Origin of the sequence: Pseudomonas sp. PvP027, from assembly GCF_017833005.1 — a bacterium.
Taxonomy (GTDB): Bacteria; Pseudomonadota; Gammaproteobacteria; order Pseudomonadales; family Pseudomonadaceae; genus Aquipseudomonas; species Aquipseudomonas congelans.
On record NZ_JAFIBK010000001.1, the window covers coordinates 1,493,752 to 1,515,273 of the forward strand.

Sequence of the window (21,522 nt, forward strand, 5' to 3'; positions counted from 1 at the left end):
CGTTCACAGTTCGGTAGCGTCGTCGGCAGGCTCTACCGGGTCCAGTTCCGATGCACGGTATTCAAGCAGTTCTTCCTGGTATTCGTCCATTTCTTCGCCCTCTTGGCTGAGTGAGTGGGGGTGATAATCAAAGCTGAAATAACTGACCGCAAGATCAACATTAAAGTGCCAATGTGAAATAAAAATGTTGATTCCTGTCAAACAGACGAAAAAGACCGTGACCGATTCAGCATCCTTGTCGCCTGTGTAGCGGACTGACGCTATTGACTTGCATGCCGGTGTCGACCTAACCTCCAGCCCATGAACCTCATCAAGCACAACCTCGGCCAGATTATTATTACCGTCATTCCAGTCATGGCGGGTTAGCCGACGTTTGCAAAAAACCCGCCCTGGAGGCGGGTTTCTTCTGTCTCCCGGGCAACATTGCCGAATCAGGAGTCAGACATGATCGTAATCCCTCGCTCTATCGCCCTTCTCGCCGCTCTGGACCTGATTATTGATTTGCCTTGCGCATTCGCCCAGTTTCCAGGCGCGACGACGTATAAAGGGGCGACGCGATGAGCCAGGACCCGCACGATCTGCTCAACTATTACGTACGCAAAATCCTCACCTCCCGCGTCTACGACGTCGCCATCGAAACGCCGTTGCAAGGCGCTCGTCAGCTGTCCGAACGGCTGGGCAATCAGGTGCTGCTCAAGCGCGAAGACCTGCAGCCGGTGTTCTCGTTCAAGATTCGCGGCGCGTACAACAAGCTCGCGCAATTGCCCGCAGAGCAGACTGCGCGTGGGGTAGTGACGGCATCAGCGGGCAATCATGCACAGGGCCTGGCGCTGGCGGCGCGTGAGTTGGGGATCAAGGCGACCATCGTCATGCCGCGCACCACGCCGGAGATCAAGGTCGAAGGCGTGCGATCGCGGGGTGCCACTGTGGTGCTGCACGGCGACTCCTTCCCGGAAGCGCTGGCCTACTCGCTGAAGCTGGTCGATGAGCAGGGTTTCGTCTACATCCATCCGTATGACGACCCTGACACCATCGCCGGGCAAGGCACCGTGGCGATGGAGATTCTTCGCCAGCAGCCGGGCCAGCTGGATGCGATCTTTGTCCCGGTCGGCGGTGGCGGTCTGATTGCCGGTATCGCGGCCTACGTGAAATACCTGCGTCCGGAGATCAAGATCATCGGCGTCGAGCCGGACGACTCCAACTGCCTGCAGGCGGCGATGGCCGCCGGGGAGCGTGTGGTGCTGAGCCAGGTCGGGCTGTTTGCCGACGGAGTGGCGGTGGCGCAGATCGGCCATCACACCTTTGAAGTGTGCCGCCATTATGTCGATGAAGTCATCACCGTCAGCACCGACGAGATCTGCGCGGCGATCAAGGACATCTACGACGACACCCGCTCGATCACCGAGCCCTCCGGTGCACTGGGCGTCGCCGGGATCAAGAAGTATGTCGAGCAGCGCGGCGTCAGCGGCCAGACGCTGGTGGCGATTGACTCCGGGGCCAACGTCAACTTCGACCGCTTGCGTCACGTGGCCGAACGCGCCGAACTGGGCGAAGGTCGCGAGGCGATCATTGCCGTGACCATTCCCGAACAACCGGGCAGCTTCAAGGCCTTCTGCGAGGCCATCGGCAAGCGGCAGATCACCGAGTTCAACTATCGCTATCACACCGACCGCGAGGCGCACATCTTCGTCGGCGTCCAGACCCATCCCGAGAACGACCCGCGCAGCGCCCTGATTGCCAGCCTGACCGGGCAGGGTTTCCCGGTGCTGGACCTGACCGACAACGAACTGGCCAAACTGCACATTCGCCACATGGTCGGCGGGCATGCCGAGCGGGTGAATGATGAAGTGGTGCTGCGCTTCGAGTTCCCGGAGCGACCGGGCGCGCTGTTCAACTTCCTCAACCGCCTGGGCGGGCGCTGGACCATCTCGATGTTCCACTACCGCAACCACGGCGCAGCTGACGGCCGAGTGGTTGCCGGGCTGGTGGTTCCCGAGGAGGAGCGGCATCTGGTGGGTGCTGCGCTGGACGAGATTGGTTACCCGTATTGGGACGAAAGCGAGAACCCGGCGTACAGACTGTTTCTGGGCTGAGGCCGTGGATACTTCTCGTTCCTCACGCTTCGTGTCACAAGAGGACGCGGAGCGTCCAGACCGGCATACCCACGCGGAGCATGGGCACGATAGTGTTCTCCCTGACGACTATCGTTTCTCACGCTCCAGCGTGGAAATGCAGTTCACGACGCTCTGCGTCGTAAGAGGACGCAGAGTGTCCAGACCGGCATGCCCACCGGAGCATGGGCACGATAGCGATCCCTGACGACTATTGTTCCTCACGCTCCAGCGTGGGAATGCAGTTCACGACGCTCCGCGTCGCAAGAGGACGCGGAGCGTCCAGACCGGTATGCCCACGCGGGGCATGGGCACGATAGTGTGATCCCTGACGACTATCGTTCCTCACGCTCCAGCGTGGGAATGCAGTTCACGACGCTCTGCGTCGCAAGAGGACGCGGAGCGTCCAGACCGGTATGCCCACGCGGAGCATGAGCACGATAGTGTTATCCCAGACGACTATCGTTCCTCACGCTCCAGCGTGGGAATGCAGTTCACGACGCTCTGCGTCGCAAGAGGACGCGGAGCGTCCAGACCGGTATGCCCACGCGGAGCATGGGCACGATAGTGTGATCCCTGACGACTATCGTTCCTCACGCTCCAGCGTGGGAATGCAGTTCACGACGCTCTGCGTCGCAAGAGGACGCAGAGCGTCCAGACTGGTATGCCCACGCGGAGCATGGGCACGATAGATGTTCTCTGGAGACCTATGATTATCGTCTCCGCGCTACACCTTACTGCGCCGGAGTGGGCTCGACTGGCGTGGGGGCGGTGCTTTCTGCAGGTTCGGCGGCCGGTGGTTCAATCGTTTCTGCCTTGAATGAAGCAGGTTCGGACGGCGCAGGCACAGGTTCGCTTGCAGCAGGCGCAACAGGTTCGGCAGCAGGCTCGGTCTTCGGCGCGCTTTCTGAAGACGCAGGCGCCAGCTTCGCAGGCTCGGCAGCCTTGGCGGGGGCTGCGGGAGCCGTGTCAGGCACACCGAGGTCGGCCTTGGGCTTCTCGACAATATGCGCAGCCTTTTTCACCTCCGGCGGCAGGAAGTTTTCCACCAGACCGAAAAAGCGCTCGTAGAACTTGGCCGACGAGACGGTCTCGCTGGCGACCTTGACCATCGAGTCGTCGGTAGAGCCTATCGGCATCGAGACGGAGCCCAGCACGCCCACGCCGAGACTTGCCGAGTTGTTGGTCTTCTTCAACGCGTAGCGATCCTGCAGGGCGTTGGCGAACATGGTGGAATTGCCATCCTTCGCATCGGCGGCGCACACCAGATTGAAGCTGATTTCGATATGCGTATCGCCGGTCTGCTGAAAGCTCTTGCGACCGGCAATCATCTTCGGGTCACTGCTGGTGATGATATAGCCCTGACTCAGCAAGGCACGCCTTCCTGCCTCGCAGTAGGCCATGTCGGTCGCAGGGTAGCTTCGGGAGAAGGTCCCGGCGTCGTCGAAGTGTTCATGGTCATACACCGCCTGCTTGGGCGATGAACACCCGGCTGCCATCAACACGGCAGAAATCCAGAAAGCGGTACGAACGTTCAGTAGCTTAAACATCGAAAATCCTGAGGAAGGAAAAGACTGCCAGCAAGACTGCGAACTGGGAAATGGCGGTAAGTCTGCAACAAGGCCGACGCTGGATCAACGCACAGTTCAAAAGGATTTGGATACAGCCCATGCTCAAGCGAACCCAATGTACCTGCAGGCACACAAAACGCAGGCAACAAAAAAGCGACCCTAGGGCCGCTTTGTTGTTTGCTTCAAGGAGTTCAAGGGCCTTGAAACGGTGTATGGCGCAGCGGACGGGACTCGAACCCGCGACCCCCGGCGTGACAGGCCGGTATTCTAACCGACTGAACTACCGCTGCGTATCGCTGTAAACCTTCTTGAAACAAACCTTTGATAGTTTGCTTCCTGTACATGTGACTGAAAGACCCTTGGGCTTTTCGATCGCAGACCCGGCAAACCCGATCTGTACAAATATGGCGCAGCGGACGGGACTCGAACCCGCGACCCCCGGCGTGACAGGCCGGTATTCTAACCGACTGAACTACCGCTGCGCATTGTGGACTTGCGTCCGTACCAGCTTTGTAAAATCACTTTTGAAAGCCCTCGTACCTCAGCTTTCAAACTCAACGATGGTGGGTGATGACGGGATCGAACCGCCGACCCGCTGCTTGTAAGGCAGCTGCTCTCCCAGCTGAGCTAATCACCCTTTGCTTCGTTGAGGCCGCGAAATTTACGCACCTAACGAACCTAAGTCAATAGCCTGATTGAAGTTTTTTTAAAAACCACCTCAATCAGAAAACCCTCATCACACACCAAAAGCACAAGCAATAGCTCAATCGAAGCTGACCCGCACAAACTACTCGGCGTACACCATCTTGCGCGTCATGCCACCATCGACCACGAACTCCTGCCCGGTTACGAAACCGGCGTTTCTGGACAACAGCCAGGCAACCATCGCCGCAACGTCTTCTACCGTCCCTACCCTGCCGGCCGGGTGCTGGGCGTGATCGGTCTCGGACAACGGCTCGGCTCTGCGCAACGAGGGGTCGCGCGCGTCGATCCAGCCAGGGCTGACGGCGTTGACACGAATCTCCGGACCCAGGCTGATCGCCAGCGCATGTGTCAGCGCCATCAGGCCGCCCTTGCTGGCCGCATAAGCTTCGGTATCGGCCTCCGACTGACGAGAGCGTGTGGAGGTCAGGTTGACGATGCTGCCGCAGTGGGCACGCAGGTAAGGCGCGCAATGCTTGGCCAGCAGCATCGGGCCGCCGAGGTTGACTGCCAGAACCCGATTCCAGTGCGACAGCTCAAGGCTTTCCAGCGTAGTGTTGTGCGGATCGGCAATCGCTGCATTGCACACCAGCGCATCAAGACGACCGAACTGCCGAAGCACCTCGGCCACGCCCGCTGCGACCTGCTCTTCACTGGCAACGTCCATGGCAATGAACAGGGCATTTTCACCCAGTGCACTGGCCACTTTCGAGCCACGCGCACGGTCCAGATCGGTCAGCACCACTTGCCAGCCTTCGGCAATCAGCCACGCGGCTATACCGAGCCCGATACCGCGAGCGGCACCGGTCACCAGGGCGACACGACCATTGTGGACGCTGGCAAACTTCAACGCCCACTCCTCGCCCGGCTTGCCACCGGCCGGACTGCTGGCCTCGCTACTCACAACGCCGCCAGACCACGGGCCAGGTCCGCCTGCAGGTCAGCCACATCTTCCAGCCCCACTGCAACCCGAATCAGGCTGTCACGAATACCGGCAGCTTCACGCTCCTGAGGCGCCAGACGACCGTGAGAGGTGGTGCTCGGGTGAGTGATCGTGGTTTTGCTGTCACCCAGGTTGGCAGTGATCGAAATCAGTCGCGTGGCATCGATGAAGCGCCATGCGCCCTCCTTGCCGCCCTTGACCTCGAAGCTCACCACAGCGCCAAAGCCCTTTTGCTGACGCTGGGCCAACTCCTGCTGCGGGTGACTCTTCAGTCCGGCGTAATGGACTTTCTCGATGCCGTCCTGCTGCTCGAGCCATTCGGCCAGCGCCTGAGCATTGGCACAGTGAGCGCGCATCCGCAGGTTCAGGGTTTCGAGCCCCTTGAGGAAGATCCACGCGTTGAACGGGCTGAGCGTCGGCCCGGCAGTACGCAGGAAGCCGACCACTTCTTTCATTTGCTCGCTGCGGCCGGCAACCACGCCACCCATGCAACGGCCCTGGCCATCGATGAACTTGGTGGCCGAATGCACGACAATGTCAGCGCCCAGCAACAACGGCTGCTGCAAGGCCGGCGTGCAGAAACAATTGTCTACGATCAGCATCGCGCCCTTGGCATGGGCGATTTCGGCCAGCGCCGCAATGTCGACCAGCTCGGCCAGGGGGTTGGACGGCGATTCGACGAAGAGCATTTTGGTGTTGGGCTTGATCGCCGCGTCCCAGCCACTCAGCTCTGCGAGAGGAACGTAATCCACCTCGACACCAAAGCGTTTGAAGTACTTGTCGAACAGACTGATGGTCGAGCCAAAAACACTGCGCGACACCAGCACATGATCACCGGCACTGCATAGGCTCATCACCACTGCCAGGGTTGCCGCCATGCCGGTCGCCGTAGCGACGGCCTGTTCGGCACCTTCCAGTGCGGCGATGCGTTCTTCGAAAGCACGCACCGTCGGGTTGGTGTAACGCGAATAGACGTTGCCCGGCACCTCGCCGGAGAAACGCGCAGCCGCGTCGGCGGCTGTGCGAAATACGTAACTGGAGGTAAAGAACATGGGTTCGCCATGCTCTCCTTCCGGTGTGCGGTGATGCCCGGCCCGTACGGCAAGCGTATCGAAACCTACGCCTTCAAGGTCGCTGTCCAGCCGACCTGCATCCCATTCCTGAGTCATGCCGCCCACTCCTTGCCCGATTAGTTGTTGTACAGATCGATGATCGCGCTCACTGCCTGAGTCTTGATCTTGGAGGCGTCATTACGCGCGCTCTCGATCCGGTTCAAATAATGCTCGTCGATGTCGCCGGTCACGTACTTGCCGTCGAAAACCGAGCAATCGAAGTTGTCGATCTTGATCTTCTTGCTGCCGCTGACCGCCTCGATCAAGTCATTCAGATCCTGATAGACCAGCCAGTCGGCACCGATGAGGTCGGCCACGTCCTGAGTGGTGCGGTTGTGGGCAATCAGCTCGTGAGCACTCGGCATGTCGATGCCGTAGACGTTGGGGTAGCGAACAGCCGGGGCTGCAGAGCAGAAGTAGACATTCTTGGCGCCGGCTTCGCGGGCCATCTGGATGATCTGCTTGCAGGTCGTGCCACGTACGATGGAGTCATCCACCAGCATCACGTTCTTGCCGCGGAACTCCAGCTCGATGGCGTTGAGCTTCTGGCGTACGGATTTCTTGCGCGCAGCCTGGCCCGGCATGATGAAGGTCCGGCCGATGTAACGATTCTTGACGAAGCCCTCGCGGAACTTGACGCCCAGATGGTTGGCCAGCTCCAGCGCCGCGGTACGGCTGGTGTCAGGAATCGGGATGACCACGTCGATATCGTGATCCGGACGCTCGCGCAGGATCTTGTCGGCCAGTTTCTCGCCCATGCGCAAGCGCGCCTTGTAGACAGAGATACCGTCGATGATCGAATCCGGGCGCGCCAGATAGACGTGCTCGAAGATGCACGGTGCGTACTTGGGGTTGGCCGCGCACTGACGGGTGTGCAGCTTGCCGTCTTCGGTGATGTAGACCGCTTCGCCCGGCGCCAGGTCGCGAATCAGGGTGAAACCCAGCACGTCCAGAGACACGCTTTCCGAGGCGATCATGTACTCGACGCCTTCGTCGGTGTGACGCTGGCCGAACACGATAGGACGAATGGCGTCCGGGTCACGGAAGCCGACGATGCCGTAGCCGGTGATCATGGCCACGACCGCATAACCGCCACGGCAGCGATTGTGCACGTCGGTCACTGCCGCGAAGATATCCTCTTCGGTCGGCTGCAACTTGCCACGCACGGCCAGCTCATGGGCGAACACGTTGAGCAATACTTCCGAATCGGAATTGGTGTTCACATGGCGCAGGTCGGATTCGTAAATTTCCTTGGCCAACTGCTCGACGTTGGTGAGGTTGCCGTTGTGCGCCAAGGTGATGCCGTAAGGCGAGTTGACGTAGAACGGCTGAGCCTCGGCCGACGTCGAACTGCCCGCGGTGGGATAGCGCACGTGACCGATGCCCATATGCCCGACCAGACGCTGCATATGACGTTGATGAAACACATCGCGCACCAATCCGTTGTCCTTGCGCAGGAATAACCGGCCATCGTGGCTGGTTACGATACCGGCAGCGTCCTGGCCGCGGTGCTGGAGGACGGTAAGCGCGTCATACAGCGCCTGATTGACGTTCGACTTGCCGACGATACCGACGATGCCACACATGCGACACAACCCCTACTTAGTGGAACTGGATTTACCGAGCACATCCTGCGGCATTGTAGACGGCAGGATCTGTTCCTTGAACGGCATGTCAGCGGGTACGCTGATGCCGCTGGCGAGCCACTTGCTGGACATCCCGAGAATCAGGTTTTTCGACCAGTCAGCGACCATGAGAAATTGCGGCACCAGCCTGGACTGCTGCCACCATTGATCCTGCTGCACCGGCCCCAGGCTCAACAGCCCTACCGCCACAACGACAAGCAGGCCTCCGCGAGCTGCGCCGAAGACCATGCCGAGAAAACGATCGGTCCCGGAAAGCCCGGTGACGCGAATCAGCTCGCCTATCAGAAAATTGACCATGGCGCCTACCAGCAAGGTGGCGACAAAAAGAATGGTACAGCTCGCGATCACGCGGGCCGAAGGTGTTTCTATGTAGTTGACCAGATACTGCGACAGCCCTGCGCCAAACATCCAGGCCACAACACCTGCAATGATCCACGTCGTCAACGACAGTGCTTCTTTTACGAAGCCGCGCTTCAGACTGATCAGGGCGGAGATGGCGACAATTCCGAGAATTGCCCAGTCAACCGGAGTAAGTGGCACGTTGCAGCCTGCAGACGGATAAGGCGGCGCATTTTAGCAGAGCGCCTGCCTGCCGGTAAGCAGCGATTACCGGCGCGAGGCATTTAACTTTGCATCAAGGGCACGAGGTGCCGAACGGTCAGCCCCGTTCGGGCTGAAAGCGCACCACAATACCTTTGAGCTTTTGCTGTTTGTCGAGCTGATCACGCAGGCGATCGGCCTCGGCGCGCTCGATGAGCGGGCCGACAAATACCCGGTTCACACCATCAGCGGTGCGAATGTAGGCGTTGTAGCCCTGGGTGCGCAGCGTCTTTTGCAGATTGTCGGCATTGGCACGATTGGACATGCTCGCCAATTGCACCGACCAGCTGATCGACAGACCATTGGCATCGACGCCAGCAGGTGCTGCAGGTTTGGCGGGGGCCGCAGGCGCCGGTGTCGCTGCAGGTGAAGCAGCTGGCGCTGGAGCAGGTGCCGGTTTGGCAGCAGGCTTGGAGGCCGAAGCGGCAGGTGCGGTCTGGGCAGTCGGCGCAGGCGCGATCGGCATGGCAGGCGGCTGGTTGCTGCTCATGTCATCGTCGCCCGGCACAGGCTCCTGAGGCAGTACCTGGGGCTCCGGAACAGGCACCGGATCGACTTGCACCTGGGAAGCCGCAGGCGCCTGGGGCGCGGCTGGCGCCTCGACCTGCACCTGACGTGTTTCATCTTCACGCGTGAAAAGCATGGGCAGAAAGATGACCGCCACGGCGATCAGCACCAGTGCTCCAACCATTCGCTGCTTGAATACGTTATCCAGCAAAGCCATTTGCAGCGTCCTCATCGGTGTACCGGGCCAACCATTCCAGGGCCTCGGCAACACAGTAAAATGAACCGAACAGCAGAATCTCGTCATCGGGCGTGGCATGCGCGCACTGAGCTTCCAGCGCCAGCGCGATACTCTGATAGGACGTCACGCGGGCGCCAAGGTTCTGCAAGGCCGCCTGCAACTCTTCTGCCGGTCGACTGCGCGAGGTAGGAAGCGGCGCAACAGCCCACTCTTCAATGACCGGCGCCAGGTGCGCGACCACGCCGTCGAGGTCCTTGTCGCCGAGCAGGCCAAACACCGCGCGACGCTTGCCGCCAACCGGCTGCCGCGCGAGGCGCTGCCCCAGAAACTGGGCTGCGTGGGGGTTATGGCCGACATCCAGAAGCAGGTTGAGCGATTTGCCGTGCCAACTGACCACCCTGCGATCGAGACGACCGGCAAGCCGGGTCTCGGCAAGCACCTTGCCTGTAACATCCGGTTGCAATGGATACCCCAGCAGGGCGAAGGCCTGGAGTGCCAGCGCTGCATTCTGCATGGGCAGGTCAAGCAGCGGCAGACCACGTAGCTCGACCCGTTCGCCATCAGCGACACCGCGCCAGTCCCAGCTGTCATCGCCTATGGAAAGATCAAAATCCCGGCCACGCAACAACAATGGACAGCCCAGCTCGCGGGCTTTGGCCAGTAGCGGCTCGGGTGGCGCCGGGTCACCGCACAACGCAGGACATCCGGCGCGAAAGATGCCGGCCTTCTCGAAAGCGACCGACTCACGGGTGTCGCCCAGGTACTCGGCATGATCGACCCCGATACTGGTGACCAGCGCCAGGTCCGCATCCACGAGATTGACCGCATCCAGACGACCGCCCAGACCGACCTCCAGAACCACCGCATCGAGCCGGGCCTGCTCGAACAGCCAGAATGCCGCCAGCGTGCCCATTTCGAAATAAGTCAGGGTGACGTCGCCACGCGCCGCTTCGACCGCAGCAAAGGCGTCGCATAATTCCAGATCGGTAGCCTCGACGCCCTGCACTTTCACCCGCTCGTTATAGCGAATCAGATGCGGGGAGCTGTAGACACCGACCTTCAAGCCCTGAGCTTGCAACAAGGCGGCGACAAAAGCGCAGGTTGAGCCCTTGCCGTTGGTGCCCGTCACCGTGATCACCTGCGGCGCCGGGCGTGTAAGCCCCAATTGCAGCGCCACCTGTCGAGACCGCTCCAGCCCCATGTCGATGGCCGACGGATGCAGTTGCTCCAGGTAGGCGAGCCAGTCGCTCAGGGACGTAGAGGTCATATCGTCGCAGGTGCCGGCGGTACGACGATTGGCTCGATGACGGGCGCGACAAAGCGAGGGGTCGGCAGGTTCATCATCTGTGCCAGCAGGTTACCCAGGCGCGGACGAAGTTCACTGCGCGAGACGATCATGTCGATGGCGCCGTGATCCAGCAGGAATTCGCTGCGCTGGAAGCCTTCAGGCAGCTTCTCGCGAACGGTTTGCTCGATGACCCGCGGACCGGCAAAACCGATCAACGCCTTGGGCTCGGCGACGATGACGTCGCCCAGCATGGCCAGACTGGCGGAAACGCCACCGTAGACAGGGTCGGTCAGCACCGAAATGAACGGCAGCCCTTCTTCGCGAAGGCGCGCCAGAACAGCCGAGGTCTTGGCCATCTGCATCAGCGAGATCAGCGCCTCCTGCATGCGCGCACCGCCGGAAGCGGCGAAGCAGACGAACGGGCAGCGATTTTCCAGCGCGTAGTTGGCGGCACGTACGAAACGCTCGCCGACAATGGCCCCCATCGAACCGCCCATGAACGAGAATTCGAATGCCGAAGCCACCACCGGCATGCCCAGCAAGGTGCCGCTCATGGAAATCAGCGCGTCCTTCTCACCGGTCTGCTTCTGCGCAGCGGTCAGGCGATCCTTGTACTTCTTGCCGTCGCGGAATTTCAGACGGTCGACCGGCTCGAGATCGGCACCCAGCTCTTCGCGCCCTTCGACGTCCAGAAAAATGTTCAGGCGTGCACGTGCGCCGATACGCATGTGGTGGTTGCACTTGGGGCAGACGTCCAGGGTCTTTTCCAGCTCAGGGCGATACAGCACCGCCTCACAGGACGGGCATTTGTGCCAGAGGCCTTCGGGAACCGAGCTCTTCTTGACCTCGGAACGCATGATCGATGGGATCAGTTTGTCTACCAACCAGTTGCTCATGCTCTATATCTCCAGTACCGGTGTGGCTCGAACGACTGACAAATCAAACGCCAGCCGCATGCCCTCAGATAAATTCGTATATGGACGACGATGAAAGGATAGCGATCGACCCACGGCCGGACCTGCACACCCCTCACCCCGATTTTTCACAACGACGGCGTTGCACATTGGCACCACCGCTTACTTGATTCGACCCGCGTGTCTCGTGGCGCGGACAGGCTTATGGACGGCGGCCGATCAATAGCCGTCACATCAGGTGCCGTGCACCGCACTCATGAACGCCAGGATCTTCTCGCGATCCTTGATGCCCTTGCTCTTCTCAACTCCGCCGCTTACATCCACGGCGTAGGGCCGGACCTGAGCAATGGCCTGCGCCACGTTGGCCGACGTCAGCCCGCCCGCCAGGATGACCGGCTTGTCCAGGTCGTCCGGAATCAGTGCCCAATCGAAGGTTTCTCCGGTACCGCCGGGCACACCTTCGACGTAGGTATCGAGCAGCACGCCGCGTGCATTGCGGTAGGTACGGCAAACCCCGGCAATGTCATCACCGGCCTTGACCCGCAACGCCTTGATGTACGGACGATGATACCCGTCGCATTCCTCGGGTGTTTCATCGCCATGAAACTGCAGCATGTCCAGCGCAACCGCATCCAGCGTCTCGTTGAGCTCGCAACGGCTGGCGTTGACAAACAGGCCCACGGTGGTGATGAACGGCGGCAACGCGGCAATGATGGCACGCGCCTGCAATACCGTCACCGCACGCGGGCTTTTCGGATAGAACACCAGGCCGATCGCGTCGGCACCTGCCTCGGCGGCAGCCAGTGCATCCTCTATGCGGGTAATCCCGCAGATCTTGCTGCGAACGGCTGACATGTAGTGAGTAACCTCAGGCCTTCGGAAAGTCACGGATGTTAGCAAATGCTGCCCGGATCGTCAGCCGTCCAATTCCGCAAAGCCCGTAAGAAAATGAGGCCCTATATAGCGCTCGGGCAACGGAAATTCATCACGGTACTCGACCCCGACCAGGTACAAGCCGTAAGGATGAGCCGTTACGCCACCGGTGCGCCGAATCCGGCTTTCCAGTACCTCCCGCGCCCACTCGACAGGACGCTCTCCGGTACCGATGGTCATCAGCACACCGGCGATATTGCGCACCATATGATGAAGAAAGGCATTGGCGCGCACATCGATCACGATCATCTTGCCGTGACGGGTCACGCGCAAGTGGTGCAACTGCTTGACCGGCGACTTGGCCTGACACTGGCCGGCGCGAAAGGCGCTGAAATCATGAGTACCCACCAGGAATTCGGCAGCCTGCGCCATGCGCTCGACATCCAGCGGGCGGTGGTTCCAGGTGATTTCCTGGTTCAGGTGCGCCGGGCGGATCTGATCGTTGTAGATCACGTAACGATAACGCCGGGCAATGGCCTTGAAGCGCGCATGAAAAGCGGCCGGCATGACCCTGGCCCAGGTGACACTGACATCATGGGGCAGATTGATATTGGCGCCCATGACCCAGGCCTTCATGGTGCGCTCAGCCTGGGTATCGAAATGCACCACCTGACCGCAGGCATGCACGCCGGCGTCCGTGCGACCGGCGCACATCAGTGAAACCGGTGACGCGGCCACTTTTGACAGCGCGTCTTCGAGGGTTTCCTGCACGGTCAGCACGCCGGACGCCTGGCGTTGCCAGCCGCAATAGCGCGAGCCCTTGTATTCAACGCCCAGCGCGATTCGGGAAAAGCCCTCGGCCACCATCTCGGCGGCCGGGTTATCTATGTTCGCCAAAGTGGTACAGCCTGTCGGTTCGCGAAAAGTCGGCCATTATACGGCCGCAAAAAAAACACGCTACTCAAGCCGGACATCTGAAATGCAAACGGCCGCATAAGCGGCCGTTTGCAGGTTGGCAGAGTTGAATCAGGCGAGTCGTGAAAGCATCTCCCGCGCTTCACTCTTCTGACCGTCATCACCCTCGGTCACGACCTCGTCAAGAATATCCCGAGCGCCGTCTGCATCGCCCATGTCGATGTAGGCCCGCGCCAGATCAAGCTTGGTCGCCGCCTCGTCAGTACCGGACATGAAGTCAAAGTCCGGTTCGTCCTCCAGCGCTGCCGCATCCTCGGCGGTGAATCTTGGCTCATCGAGCGGCGGATGCTCGAGATTCTGCGAAAGACGCTCAAGCTCGGCATTGACGTCGTCGATTTCAGTCGCGAATGCCTGACTTGCCTGATCGGTTTCAATCTCGTCCGCCAACGACAGGTCGAAATCCTCTGGAAGCTCCAGGTCATCACTGACCGGCGGCACAGGCGAGGTTTCACCCAGATCCAGTGGATCCTCACCAAGGCCGAGCAGGAAGTCATCTTCGCTCTTGAGAGCCGGATCTTCCTCGGACAGATCCAGATCGAAATCGGCAAGGTCCTGCGGCGTTGTGGCTGCACGGGCCTCTTCCTGCTGCTGCATGACCGACTCGAAGCTCAGCGCCTCATCATCCGCTAACGCCGAGACCTTGGGCTCGTCGAGCATCAGGTCATCTAGCTCGTTCACAGTAGAGACTTCAGGCACAGACGGTTCTTCGAACTCGTCCAGGCTCAAGTCAAAATCGTGATCGAACGGGTCGGCCTCTTCAACAGGCTCTGCGGCCAGTGGCGCGACTACTTCCGGTTCAGGCTCAGGCTCAGGTGTAGCAACAATTTCAGGTTCAGGCTCGGCTACCTGCTCTGCCGAATCATCAGCCAGCAGTTCTTCGACATATTTGGCATCAAGCTCTGCAACCAATGCGGCTGTCGTGGCCGCGGCAGCGGCTGCAGCGGCTGCCGCGACCGCAGGGGCAGCCGATGCAGTGGAGGTTTCAGAAGCCAGCGGCGCAGCAACAGGTGCCACCGGCTTCAGGGTCGAGTTAAGTTCTTCCCGCTGCTCGACCTCAGCTTCAAGCTTTCCCGCAGCCACCAATTTACGTTCGTGGGCGGCATAGGCTTTGTTGTTACCCTGTTCGGCGTAGATTTCCATCAGTTTCAGACGGATATCGTCGCGTTTGGGGTCTTCGTTGACGGCCTCTTCCAGCAACTCGATCGCCTGATTCATGCGCCCGTAAGCGATATGGATCTCGGCCTGAACCAACGGATCGGCAGGACGCTCACGACCGGCAGAGGCTGCTGCTGCGGCACCTCCCATACGCACGTTGGGCGGCGGCACATCAAGCCCGTCGAAGCTGGCTGGCGGCGCATTCATGTCCATGTCCGAGACGAAATCCGATTCCTCGGCCAGCGCACGTGCCATGCGCTTGTGCTTCTCGGCCTCGGCCTTCGCCGCGCGACGACGCGCGAGGAACAACAGCAGCAAGGCCAGGATCAGCAATACTGCGCCGCCGATCAGGCCAAGCAGCACAGGATTGTTGATGATTTTCTGCAGCGCATCCTCGTCCTCGTCTGCTGCAACAACCGGCTCCACAGCCAATGGCTGTTCTGGCGCAGGGGTCGCAACTTCGGCAGCACCGGCAGGCAACGCATCTTCAGGGGCGATCTCGCCAGCCGGTTTGACCGGAGCACCGTTGGCGTCGACCAGCGAGGCAGGTACCGCCGCGTTGGCGGGCGTCGCCGCTTCCGGGGTGGCGGCAGGAGGAGGCACCGCTGCGCCAGCAGCCTGCATCTTGGCCAACTGACCGTTTTTCAACTCGACCAGACGCTGCAACTTGTCGAGCTGGCTTTGCAGGTCGTTCATGCGGCTTTTCAGCTCGGCATTGTCGCGACGCGTAGTGTCCAGTGCTTCTTGAGCCACGGCCAGTTTGTTGCCCAGATCGCCGTCGCCCGCTGCACCTTTTGCCGCAGGCTTGCCGCTTGCCGAAACCAGGCTGAGATTGTCGGAGGTATCGACTTTGGAGGGCGCCGCGCCCGCACGGTCACGACGGGTAGCATCGACCTGACGTGTACCGGCAGGCAGACGGCGGCCATCACGCCAGGCGCTGTATTGCCGGGAAACTTCTGCCACTGCCTGTGATTGCGGCAGCGCGGTTGTCTGTTGCGGCGTCGGAAGGCGCAACACTTGCCCCTTCTTCAGACGGTTGATATTACCGCCAATGAACGCTTCCGGATTCAACGCCTGAATCGCCAGCATGGTTTGCTGGACAGTCCCGCCATTGCGCACCTTCGCAGCGATTTCCCACAAGGTGTCGTTATTGGCGGTGACGTACTGTGACTGCTTGTCAGCGGCTGGCGGCGGCAATGTGGCAGCGTTAGCGACCGGTGCAGGCGCCTCGGGTGCCGGAGCCGGCGCTTCAGCCGACGGGGCTACCGTTGCCAGTTGCGCAGGCGCTGCCGGCGCTGCAGCGGGTGCCGGGGCAGCCGCCGCAGCGGCTGCTTCCGGAGAGAATTTCGGCGGATCGAGCAGAAGGCTGTACTCACGGAGCAACCGGCCATTTGGCCAGAGCACCTGAACCAGGAACTTCACATAAGGCTCGCGCACCGGCTTGCTGGATGTAATGCGCAGGACACTTTTACCGCTGGCATTGATCACCGGGGTAAAAGTGAGATCGTTGAGAAATGCCTGACGGGTCACACCCGCCTGCGCGAAGTCGGCAGTGGTGGCCAGACTGGGCACAACTTGCGTTGCGTTAAGCCCCTGCGCCTCGGTCAACTCGATTTCCGCTACCAATGGCTGATTCAGGGTCGACTTGACCGACAATTCCCCGAGCCCCAGCGCCTGCGCCATACCCGATGACAGCGCTGATGCCGCAGCGATTGCTAATACCAGTTTACGAACCTGAACCATAGCCCATCCCTTGTTTAAAGATTCCCCGACATCCGGGGAGGTAGTCCTGCATTTGGGTGTAAGGCGTATCGCCGCTAAAACAATTATTCAAATTGTTGCCAAGTATCTTTTACACATAGTCTTTTATCAACAATTCGCCAACCTGCACAGCGTTGAGCGCAGCGCCTTTGCGCACATTATCCGAGGTCAGCCACAGATTGAGCTGCTCGGAGTCGTCGGTTCCCGCCCTGACGCGTCCCACATAAACCACGTCCTGACCCACTGCATCACCCACCGGCGTAGGGTAATCACCCGCATCGACCAGTTCGACCCCTTCTGCAGACTCGAGTGCAGCATTGACCGCCGCCACGTCGACCGCCCCGACCGTGCGCAGCGCTACAGTGAAGCTGTCACCAAAGAACACCGGCACCTGAATGCAGGTTGCAGACACTTTGAGCGATGGCAACGCGAGCAGTTCGCGCAATTCTTCGACCAGACGCCTTTCCAGCGGCAGATGACCCGACGCGTCTGGTGTACCCACTTGGGCCAGCAGATTGAACGCCATCTGGCGATCAAAAAACCGCGCTTCCAGCGGGCGGACATTCAACAGCTCGGTGGTCTGACGTGCCAGCTCACTGACGCCTTCACGCCCCAGTGCCGACACTGCCAGACACGCCGTTACCGTCACCGACTGAATATCGATCAGGCCGCGCAACGGCGCCAGAGCCAGGGCAACCGCAGTGGCAGAAGCACTGGGGCTGGCAACCAGACAAGGAGCGACGCCACGGCTGTGCAAAAGCGTAGCATTTATTTCCGGCACGATATTAGGCGCTTGCGCTGACGTAAATGCGCCTGACAGGTCGATGACCGTACACCCCGCCGCTACCGCCTTTTCGGCATGACTGCGACTCACCGCAGGCCCCGCAGCGAAGAACGCCATGCGCACCGTGCTGAAGTCGAACTCGTCGACTTCGCGTACGCGCACATTCTTGCCTCGAAACGGCACCGAGTGGCCTGCGGACTCGATGCTGGCCAGCAGGTACAGATTGCCCACCGGAAAATTGCGTTCCTCCAGAACCTGCACAACGGTTTCGCCGACAGTACCGGTTGCGCCGACTACGGCGATATCAAAGGACTGGCTCATGCAAAAACCTCAGGAAAAACAGGGAGCGGCACTTTAACCGTCGTACTGCCGGCAGGCAATTCAAGCCGGCAATCAGGTGTGTATTTCAAGGCTCGAGCCCTATCGGAAAGAACACGCCCTGGCTCCAGACGCCCAGCCAGCGCTGCCCGTTGATTTCGCGGGAAACGGCCAGCTCGACCAACTGATAGAAAACGTTGCGATGAATCAGCGCCTCCAGATTGCTTCGCACGTGAACGTACGGCGCCGGCTCCTGGGTATCAGGGTCGGTTACAACCCGCAGAGGGTGTTCCGGTCCCGCCTCGGTCTGATCCTCTACATTGGTCAGAAAGCGCAACACCTGACCCTCGCCCTCCCCCAGCACCTCGAGGCTGACAGCGACAAAAGGCGCGTCATCAACCGTGATGCCTACCTTCTCGACGGGAGTAATCAGGAAATAGTCATCGCCATCGCGGCGCATGATGGTCGAGAACAGCCGGACCATCGGTTTGCGGCCAATCGGCGTGCCCAGGTAATACCAGGTACCGTCGCGGGCGATACGCATGTCGATATCGCCGCAGAAATCCGGATTCCACAAATGAACAGGCGGCAATCCTTTGGTTTTGGGGATCTGCGCGAACAGATCGCCAGCCTTGTTTGAATCGGTCACTCAATTCTCCTGATACGGCTTCTAGCGTTCGACACCCAACAAGGTACGAGCGTAGTCCTCAAGAGGCGGACCCAGCAAATCTTCGGGGCTTTTGTCGTAAAGCGTCAGCAATCCGCCACGACTGCGAATGCGTGCGCTGTCGATGAGGTAGCGGGTGCCGGTCTCGATCAGCATCAGCTGAATGACTCCGCTGTCGACGCCCAGACGATCCACCGCCTCCTGATCGGCCCATTGATCGCCATTGCCGATGCGGTCGTCAGCCTTGGCGAAACGCGTATAGAGCAAATAATGTGCGCCCGCAGCACGCGCCTCGACCATGGCTTCATCCAGCCCCATCGGGCCTCGGGCGCGACGGACCATCGGGAAGTACTCGATAAAGCCCTTGAAGGCCTCTTCAGCCACCACGTTGGGGCGCGGATAGGCATTGCCTGGCGGTACGAAGGCGCCCTGAGCGATGTAAATGAATGAGTCAGGCTGTACACGCCAGTTGGCAGTACGACGGGTTTCGCTGTGATCGAGCAGACCCGCATCGCTGAATTGCTCGCGAACACCCTCGCCCATGTCACTGACTTTCATGCAGCCACTCAACGCCAGAAGCGCGAGCAGCATAACCAGGCTACGCATTATCCCCTCCCAAATACCGGTGACGGAAAACCGGCGAATGGTCGTCGGATGCAGCTTCCGCGCCATCTCTGGCGGAGCCGGCGCCAAAGCCTTGAAGCTGATGCTCAAGACCGGGCCGGTGCGTTATTCGGCGGCGGGATCCGGCGTGGGTTCGGCGGTGACCTCGCCGTCGCGCTTGCGCTTGTTGCCCATACGCACGCCGATATCCATGAGGAAGTGGAAGAAGCCTTCCTGGTCTTCCAGCACGTTGCTCCAGAACGGCGAGTGATACAGCGCCACGGCGCCATGCACCAGCGCCCAGGCAGCACAGTAATGGTAGTAAGGCGGGACATCTTCGAGCTTGCCTTCGCTGATGCGGCCTTTGATCAGCAGCGTCAGGTGTTCGAAGTTGGAGGCGCGGATCTTGTGCAGCTCTTCGACCAGCTCAGGCACCTGATTGCCCTTGACCACCTTCTCTTCCAGGCGGTCGAACAGGCGATATCGCTGAGGGTCACGCATGCGGAATTCGAAGTAGGCGCGCGAGAGCGATTCCTTGTCCTTGTCGACATCGGCGGAATGCAGCAGCTCGTTCAGGTCCCGCTCGTAGTCGAGCATCAGGCGCAGGTAGATTTCTGCCTTGGACTTGAAGTGCTTGTAGATGGTGCCTTTGCCAATGCCGACGGCGTCCGCGATCATCTCGACAGTGACGCTGTCTTCGCCTTGCTCGAGAAACAGCTTTAGCGCGGTGTCGAGAATTTCCTGCTCACGGCGGCGAAATTCACGGACCTTACGAGGTTCTTTCTGCATAGAGAGGTCTGTCAGGATCGAAATCGAAGCCGGGTATTATGCCCAATCGGCGCTAAATTGCACGGTTCATCCATACTTGTCGACTTGCATGAACGATTCGCACGGGAAATCCGCACCGGCCATCCCGGACGCCCGATACCATTCCAGTGCGCCTGCAACCTAATGCGCTGGCAACGCGGGAGAGGCAACCACAAATTCCAGGTAGCCCGTGATCACCACATACAAGGTGAAGTAGGCAAAGATCAGCGCCGAGGCAATGTATGACCAGCGCAACATTCGTTCACCCATGAAACGGCCTCCCTGATGAGCCAGCGCACACAGTGAAATCGACCAGACCACGCCCGCCGCGACGAACCCGGCGAGAAAGCTCGAAGCGCTGGCAAGATCAGAGCCTTGCCGGGCAATCAGCGCCCCGCCGACTGCGGCAAACCAGAGGATGGCGCTGGGTGAGGACATCGCCAGAAAAATCCCGCGCAGGAACAGTGCCAGGCTGGATTTTTCCGATTCAACGTTCTGGCTGCCGAGACCGGCGCTGACGGTGGTGGCACTCATGACCATCCTGAAGCAGAACCAGGCCAGCACCGCCGTGCCGCCAATCCAGAGCACGTAGCGCACGGCTTCATATTGCAGCAGCACGGCCATGCCAAGCATCGCCAGGATGGCGTAGGCCAGATCACCGACGCAGGTTCCCAGGCCCAGCCACAGCCCCCTGGAAAAACCGCGCTGCATGGACAGCGTGATCATGGCGATGTTGGCCAGGCCAATGTCCAGGCACAAGGACAGACTCAGCAGAAAACCGTTGGAAAACTCCACCCCACCACTCCCACCAGAAACACAACAGCCCCGGACATGCCTGGCCCGCAGGCTTGTCCGGGCAAAATTAATGCAGCGCCCCTGCGTATCGCCCGATAAAAAGTGTTCATCGAGCACTCAAGGACCGCTTTAGTATTCCAAAACTGTTTAAAAAACGACCAAAAGACACTGGACGATACGCCGCCCTGAACAATACTTAAGCTGCTGACGCGTCATCATTCCCCAAATGACTCGGCAGTAAAGGTGCCGAAGGATTCGCGCGCCTTTGTTTTACTCCTAATGGTCTTGACCCGGCTTCACCCCCCAGAATCCGGGTTTTTTTTGCCTGCGATTTGCCTGCGTATCGACGGGCGTATCCGTCAGCGCTGAACATGCGCCAGCGGAAACAGGCGAGCGAAATTGGCGGTGGTCTGCTCGGCAAAACGCTCGTAGGACTCACCTCGCAGCATCGCCAGAAACTCGGCAACCTCACGTACGTACTGGGGCAGATTCGGCTTGCCCCGGTACGGGATGGGCGCGAGGTACGGGGAATCGGTCTCGACCAGCAGACGATCGGCGGGCACCTGCCTTGCAACGTCACGCAGGGCATCGGCATTGCGAAAAGTCACGATGCCGGACAGCGAAATGTAATACCCCAGGTCCAGCGCCGCCTTGGCCATCTCCCAGTCCTCGGTGAAACAGTGCAGCACACCGGCGTGGGGCAAGGCCGCTTCGCGTAGCAGGCTCAGGGTATCGGCACGTGCGCCCCGGGTGTGGATGATCACTGGTTTTTCAGTGATTCGGGCCGCTTCGAGGTGCACCCGGAAAGACGCCTGTTGCAGCTCGGCTGCTTCAGGTTCGTAGTGATAATCCAGACCGGTCTCGCCAATCGCCACCACCCGCGGGTGATCCAGCTCCTTGAGCAACCAGTCCAGAGGCGGCATTTCGCCAGGCTTCACGTCCAGCGGGTGAATACCCACCGAGCAGTCGACATCCGCGTAGCGTTCGGCGAGTGCCTTGACAGCACCCGCATTGTCGGCGCTGACACCGATGCAGAGAAAGTGCCCGACCCCTCTGCCACGGGCGGCGTCGAGGGCTGCATCCAGAGAGCCGTCGTGCTGGGCAAGGTCAAGGCGATCGAGGTGACAATGGGAATCTACAAGCATGGGTTAA

Annotated in this window: 19 protein-coding genes and 3 tRNA genes; 1 reads left to right on the plus strand and 21 read right to left on the minus strand. The window is 60.2% G+C overall.

Annotated elements, in window-relative coordinates; genetic code table 11:
• Positions 1–3: 3 nt before the first annotated feature.
• Positions 4–318, minus strand: a complete 315-nt coding sequence (locus tag JOE33_RS05805) for a hypothetical protein (protein ID WP_054993573.1) — start codon at positions 316–318, stop codon at positions 4–6.
• Between the two features lie 239 nt (positions 319–557).
• Between JOE33_RS05805 and ilvA the strand changes: the two genes are divergently transcribed.
• Positions 558–2,093, plus strand: a complete 1,536-nt coding sequence (gene ilvA, locus JOE33_RS05815) for a threonine ammonia-lyase, biosynthetic (protein WP_209924045.1) — start codon at positions 558–560, stop codon at positions 2,091–2,093.
• 752 nt (positions 2,094–2,845) lie between these two features.
• On the opposite strand, the gene JOE33_RS05820 is transcribed toward ilvA, so the two are convergent.
• From JOE33_RS05820 to JOE33_RS05915, 20 genes are all read right to left on the minus strand, one after another.
• A complete protein-coding gene (locus JOE33_RS05820) occupies positions 2,846–3,661 on the minus strand; it encodes a DUF2242 domain-containing protein (RefSeq protein WP_122529160.1) in 816 nt (271 codons plus the stop codon).
• 234 nt (positions 3,662–3,895) lie between these two features.
• Positions 3,896–3,972 (minus strand) — tRNA-Asp (locus JOE33_RS05825).
• Between the two features lie 115 nt (positions 3,973–4,087).
• Positions 4,088–4,164: transfer RNA gene (locus JOE33_RS05830), tRNA-Asp, on the minus strand.
• 79 nt (positions 4,165–4,243) lie between these two features.
• Positions 4,244–4,319: transfer RNA gene (locus tag JOE33_RS05835), tRNA-Val, on the minus strand.
• 150 nt (positions 4,320–4,469) lie between these two features.
• Positions 4,470–5,234 carry an SDR family oxidoreductase gene (locus JOE33_RS05840; protein ID WP_162091526.1) on the minus strand — a complete coding sequence of 255 codons (765 nt, stop codon included), beginning with the start codon at positions 5,232–5,234 and terminating at the stop codon, positions 4,470–4,472.
• Positions 5,235–5,284: 50 nt separating this feature from the next.
• Complete coding sequence (locus JOE33_RS05845; RefSeq protein ID WP_010432494.1) at positions 5,285–6,496, minus strand: O-succinylhomoserine sulfhydrylase; 1,212 nt, start codon at positions 6,494–6,496, stop codon at positions 5,285–5,287.
• Between the two features lie 20 nt (positions 6,497–6,516).
• On the minus strand, positions 6,517–8,025 hold the full coding sequence (purF, locus tag JOE33_RS05850; protein WP_003347797.1) for an amidophosphoribosyltransferase: 1,509 nt from the start codon (positions 8,023–8,025) through the stop codon (positions 6,517–6,519).
• Positions 8,026–8,037: 12 nt separating this feature from the next.
• The gene (locus JOE33_RS05855; protein ID WP_187625275.1) at positions 8,038–8,625 is read right to left on the minus strand and encodes a CvpA family protein; all 588 of its coding nucleotides are present in this window, start codon (positions 8,623–8,625) and stop codon (positions 8,038–8,040) included.
• A 118-nt stretch (positions 8,626–8,743) separates the two neighbouring features.
• Positions 8,744–9,409, minus strand: a complete 666-nt coding sequence (locus JOE33_RS05860) for an SPOR domain-containing protein (RefSeq protein ID WP_010432497.1) — start codon at positions 9,407–9,409, stop codon at positions 8,744–8,746.
• Positions 9,393–10,697: a bifunctional tetrahydrofolate synthase/dihydrofolate synthase gene (gene folC / locus JOE33_RS05865; protein WP_010432499.1), complete on the minus strand. Its 1,305-nt coding sequence runs from the start codon at positions 10,695–10,697 to the stop codon at positions 9,393–9,395. The genes JOE33_RS05860 and folC overlap by 17 nt, the downstream gene beginning before the upstream one ends.
• A complete protein-coding gene (gene accD, locus JOE33_RS05870) occupies positions 10,694–11,614 on the minus strand; it encodes an acetyl-CoA carboxylase, carboxyltransferase subunit beta (RefSeq protein WP_003318491.1) in 921 nt (306 codons plus the stop codon). Before accD ends, folC begins: the two co-directional genes overlap by 4 nt.
• A 252-nt stretch (positions 11,615–11,866) precedes the next feature.
• Complete coding sequence (locus JOE33_RS05875) at positions 11,867–12,487, minus strand: phosphoribosylanthranilate isomerase (RefSeq protein WP_003390839.1); 621 nt, start codon at positions 12,485–12,487, stop codon at positions 11,867–11,869.
• A gap of 60 nt (positions 12,488–12,547) precedes the next feature.
• Positions 12,548–13,372, minus strand: a complete 825-nt coding sequence (gene truA, locus JOE33_RS05880; protein ID WP_010432501.1) for a tRNA pseudouridine(38-40) synthase TruA — start codon at positions 13,370–13,372, stop codon at positions 12,548–12,550.
• A 159-nt stretch (positions 13,373–13,531) separates the two neighbouring features.
• Positions 13,532–16,378: a FimV/HubP family polar landmark protein gene (locus tag JOE33_RS05885; protein ID WP_054994573.1), complete on the minus strand. Its 2,847-nt coding sequence runs from the start codon at positions 16,376–16,378 to the stop codon at positions 13,532–13,534.
• Between the two features lie 109 nt (positions 16,379–16,487).
• On the minus strand, positions 16,488–17,501 hold the full coding sequence (locus JOE33_RS05890; RefSeq protein WP_187625274.1) for an aspartate-semialdehyde dehydrogenase: 1,014 nt from the start codon (positions 17,499–17,501) through the stop codon (positions 16,488–16,490).
• A gap of 85 nt (positions 17,502–17,586) precedes the next feature.
• Positions 17,587–18,147: a DUF1285 domain-containing protein gene (locus tag JOE33_RS05895; RefSeq protein WP_010432512.1), complete on the minus strand. Its 561-nt coding sequence runs from the start codon at positions 18,145–18,147 to the stop codon at positions 17,587–17,589.
• Positions 18,148–18,168: 21 nt separating this feature from the next.
• Positions 18,169–18,771, minus strand: coding sequence for a DUF4823 domain-containing protein (locus tag JOE33_RS05900; protein WP_010432516.1), 603 nt, complete (start codon positions 18,769–18,771; stop codon positions 18,169–18,171).
• A 123-nt stretch (positions 18,772–18,894) separates the two neighbouring features.
• Complete coding sequence (locus tag JOE33_RS05905; protein ID WP_010432520.1) at positions 18,895–19,557, minus strand: TetR/AcrR family transcriptional regulator; 663 nt, start codon at positions 19,555–19,557, stop codon at positions 18,895–18,897.
• Positions 19,558–19,716: 159 nt separating this feature from the next.
• Positions 19,717–20,370 (minus strand): LysE family transporter, encoded by a 654-nt coding sequence (locus JOE33_RS05910; RefSeq protein WP_096102727.1) that lies wholly within the window; start codon positions 20,368–20,370, stop codon positions 19,717–19,719.
• Between the two features lie 359 nt (positions 20,371–20,729).
• A complete protein-coding gene (locus JOE33_RS05915) occupies positions 20,730–21,515 on the minus strand; it encodes a TatD family hydrolase (protein ID WP_010432523.1) in 786 nt (261 codons plus the stop codon).
• Positions 21,516–21,522 lie beyond the last annotated feature (7 nt).

Excerpts from the sequence above, each read along its gene's own strand:
- JOE33_RS05905 (WP_010432520.1), bottom strand. The coding sequence starts at position 19,557 with ATGCAGAAAGAACCTCGTAAGGTCCGTGAATTTCGCCGCCGTGAGCAG.
- ilvA (WP_209924045.1), top strand. The coding sequence starts at position 558 with ATGAGCCAGGACCCGCACGATCTGCTCAACTATTACGTACGCAAAATC.
- folC (WP_010432499.1), bottom strand. The coding sequence starts at position 10,697 with ATGACCTCTACGTCCCTGAGCGACTGGCTCGCCTACCTGGAGCAACTG.
- JOE33_RS05820 (WP_122529160.1), bottom strand. The coding sequence starts at position 3,661 with ATGTTTAAGCTACTGAACGTTCGTACCGCTTTCTGGATTTCTGCCGTG.
- JOE33_RS05860 (WP_010432497.1), bottom strand. The coding sequence starts at position 9,409 with ATGGCTTTGCTGGATAACGTATTCAAGCAGCGAATGGTTGGAGCACTG.
- JOE33_RS05900 (WP_010432516.1), bottom strand. The coding sequence starts at position 18,771 with ATGCGTAGCCTGGTTATGCTGCTCGCGCTTCTGGCGTTGAGTGGCTGC.
- JOE33_RS05885 (WP_054994573.1), bottom strand. The coding sequence starts at position 16,378 with ATGGTTCAGGTTCGTAAACTGGTATTAGCAATCGCTGCGGCATCAGCG.
- truA (WP_010432501.1), bottom strand. The coding sequence starts at position 13,372 with ATGGTGGCCGAGGGCTTTTCCCGAATCGCGCTGGGCGTTGAATACAAG.
- JOE33_RS05890 (WP_187625274.1), bottom strand. The coding sequence starts at position 17,501 with ATGAGCCAGTCCTTTGATATCGCCGTAGTCGGCGCAACCGGTACTGTC.
- JOE33_RS05915 (WP_010432523.1), bottom strand. The coding sequence starts at position 21,515 with ATGCTTGTAGATTCCCATTGTCACCTCGATCGCCTTGACCTTGCCCAG.
- JOE33_RS05845 (WP_010432494.1), bottom strand. The coding sequence starts at position 6,496 with ATGACTCAGGAATGGGATGCAGGTCGGCTGGACAGCGACCTTGAAGGC.
- accD (WP_003318491.1), bottom strand. The coding sequence starts at position 11,614 with ATGAGCAACTGGTTGGTAGACAAACTGATCCCATCGATCATGCGTTCC.
- JOE33_RS05875 (WP_003390839.1), bottom strand. The coding sequence starts at position 12,487 with ATGTCAGCCGTTCGCAGCAAGATCTGCGGGATTACCCGCATAGAGGAT.
- purF (WP_003347797.1), bottom strand. The coding sequence starts at position 8,025 with ATGTGTGGCATCGTCGGTATCGTCGGCAAGTCGAACGTCAATCAGGCG.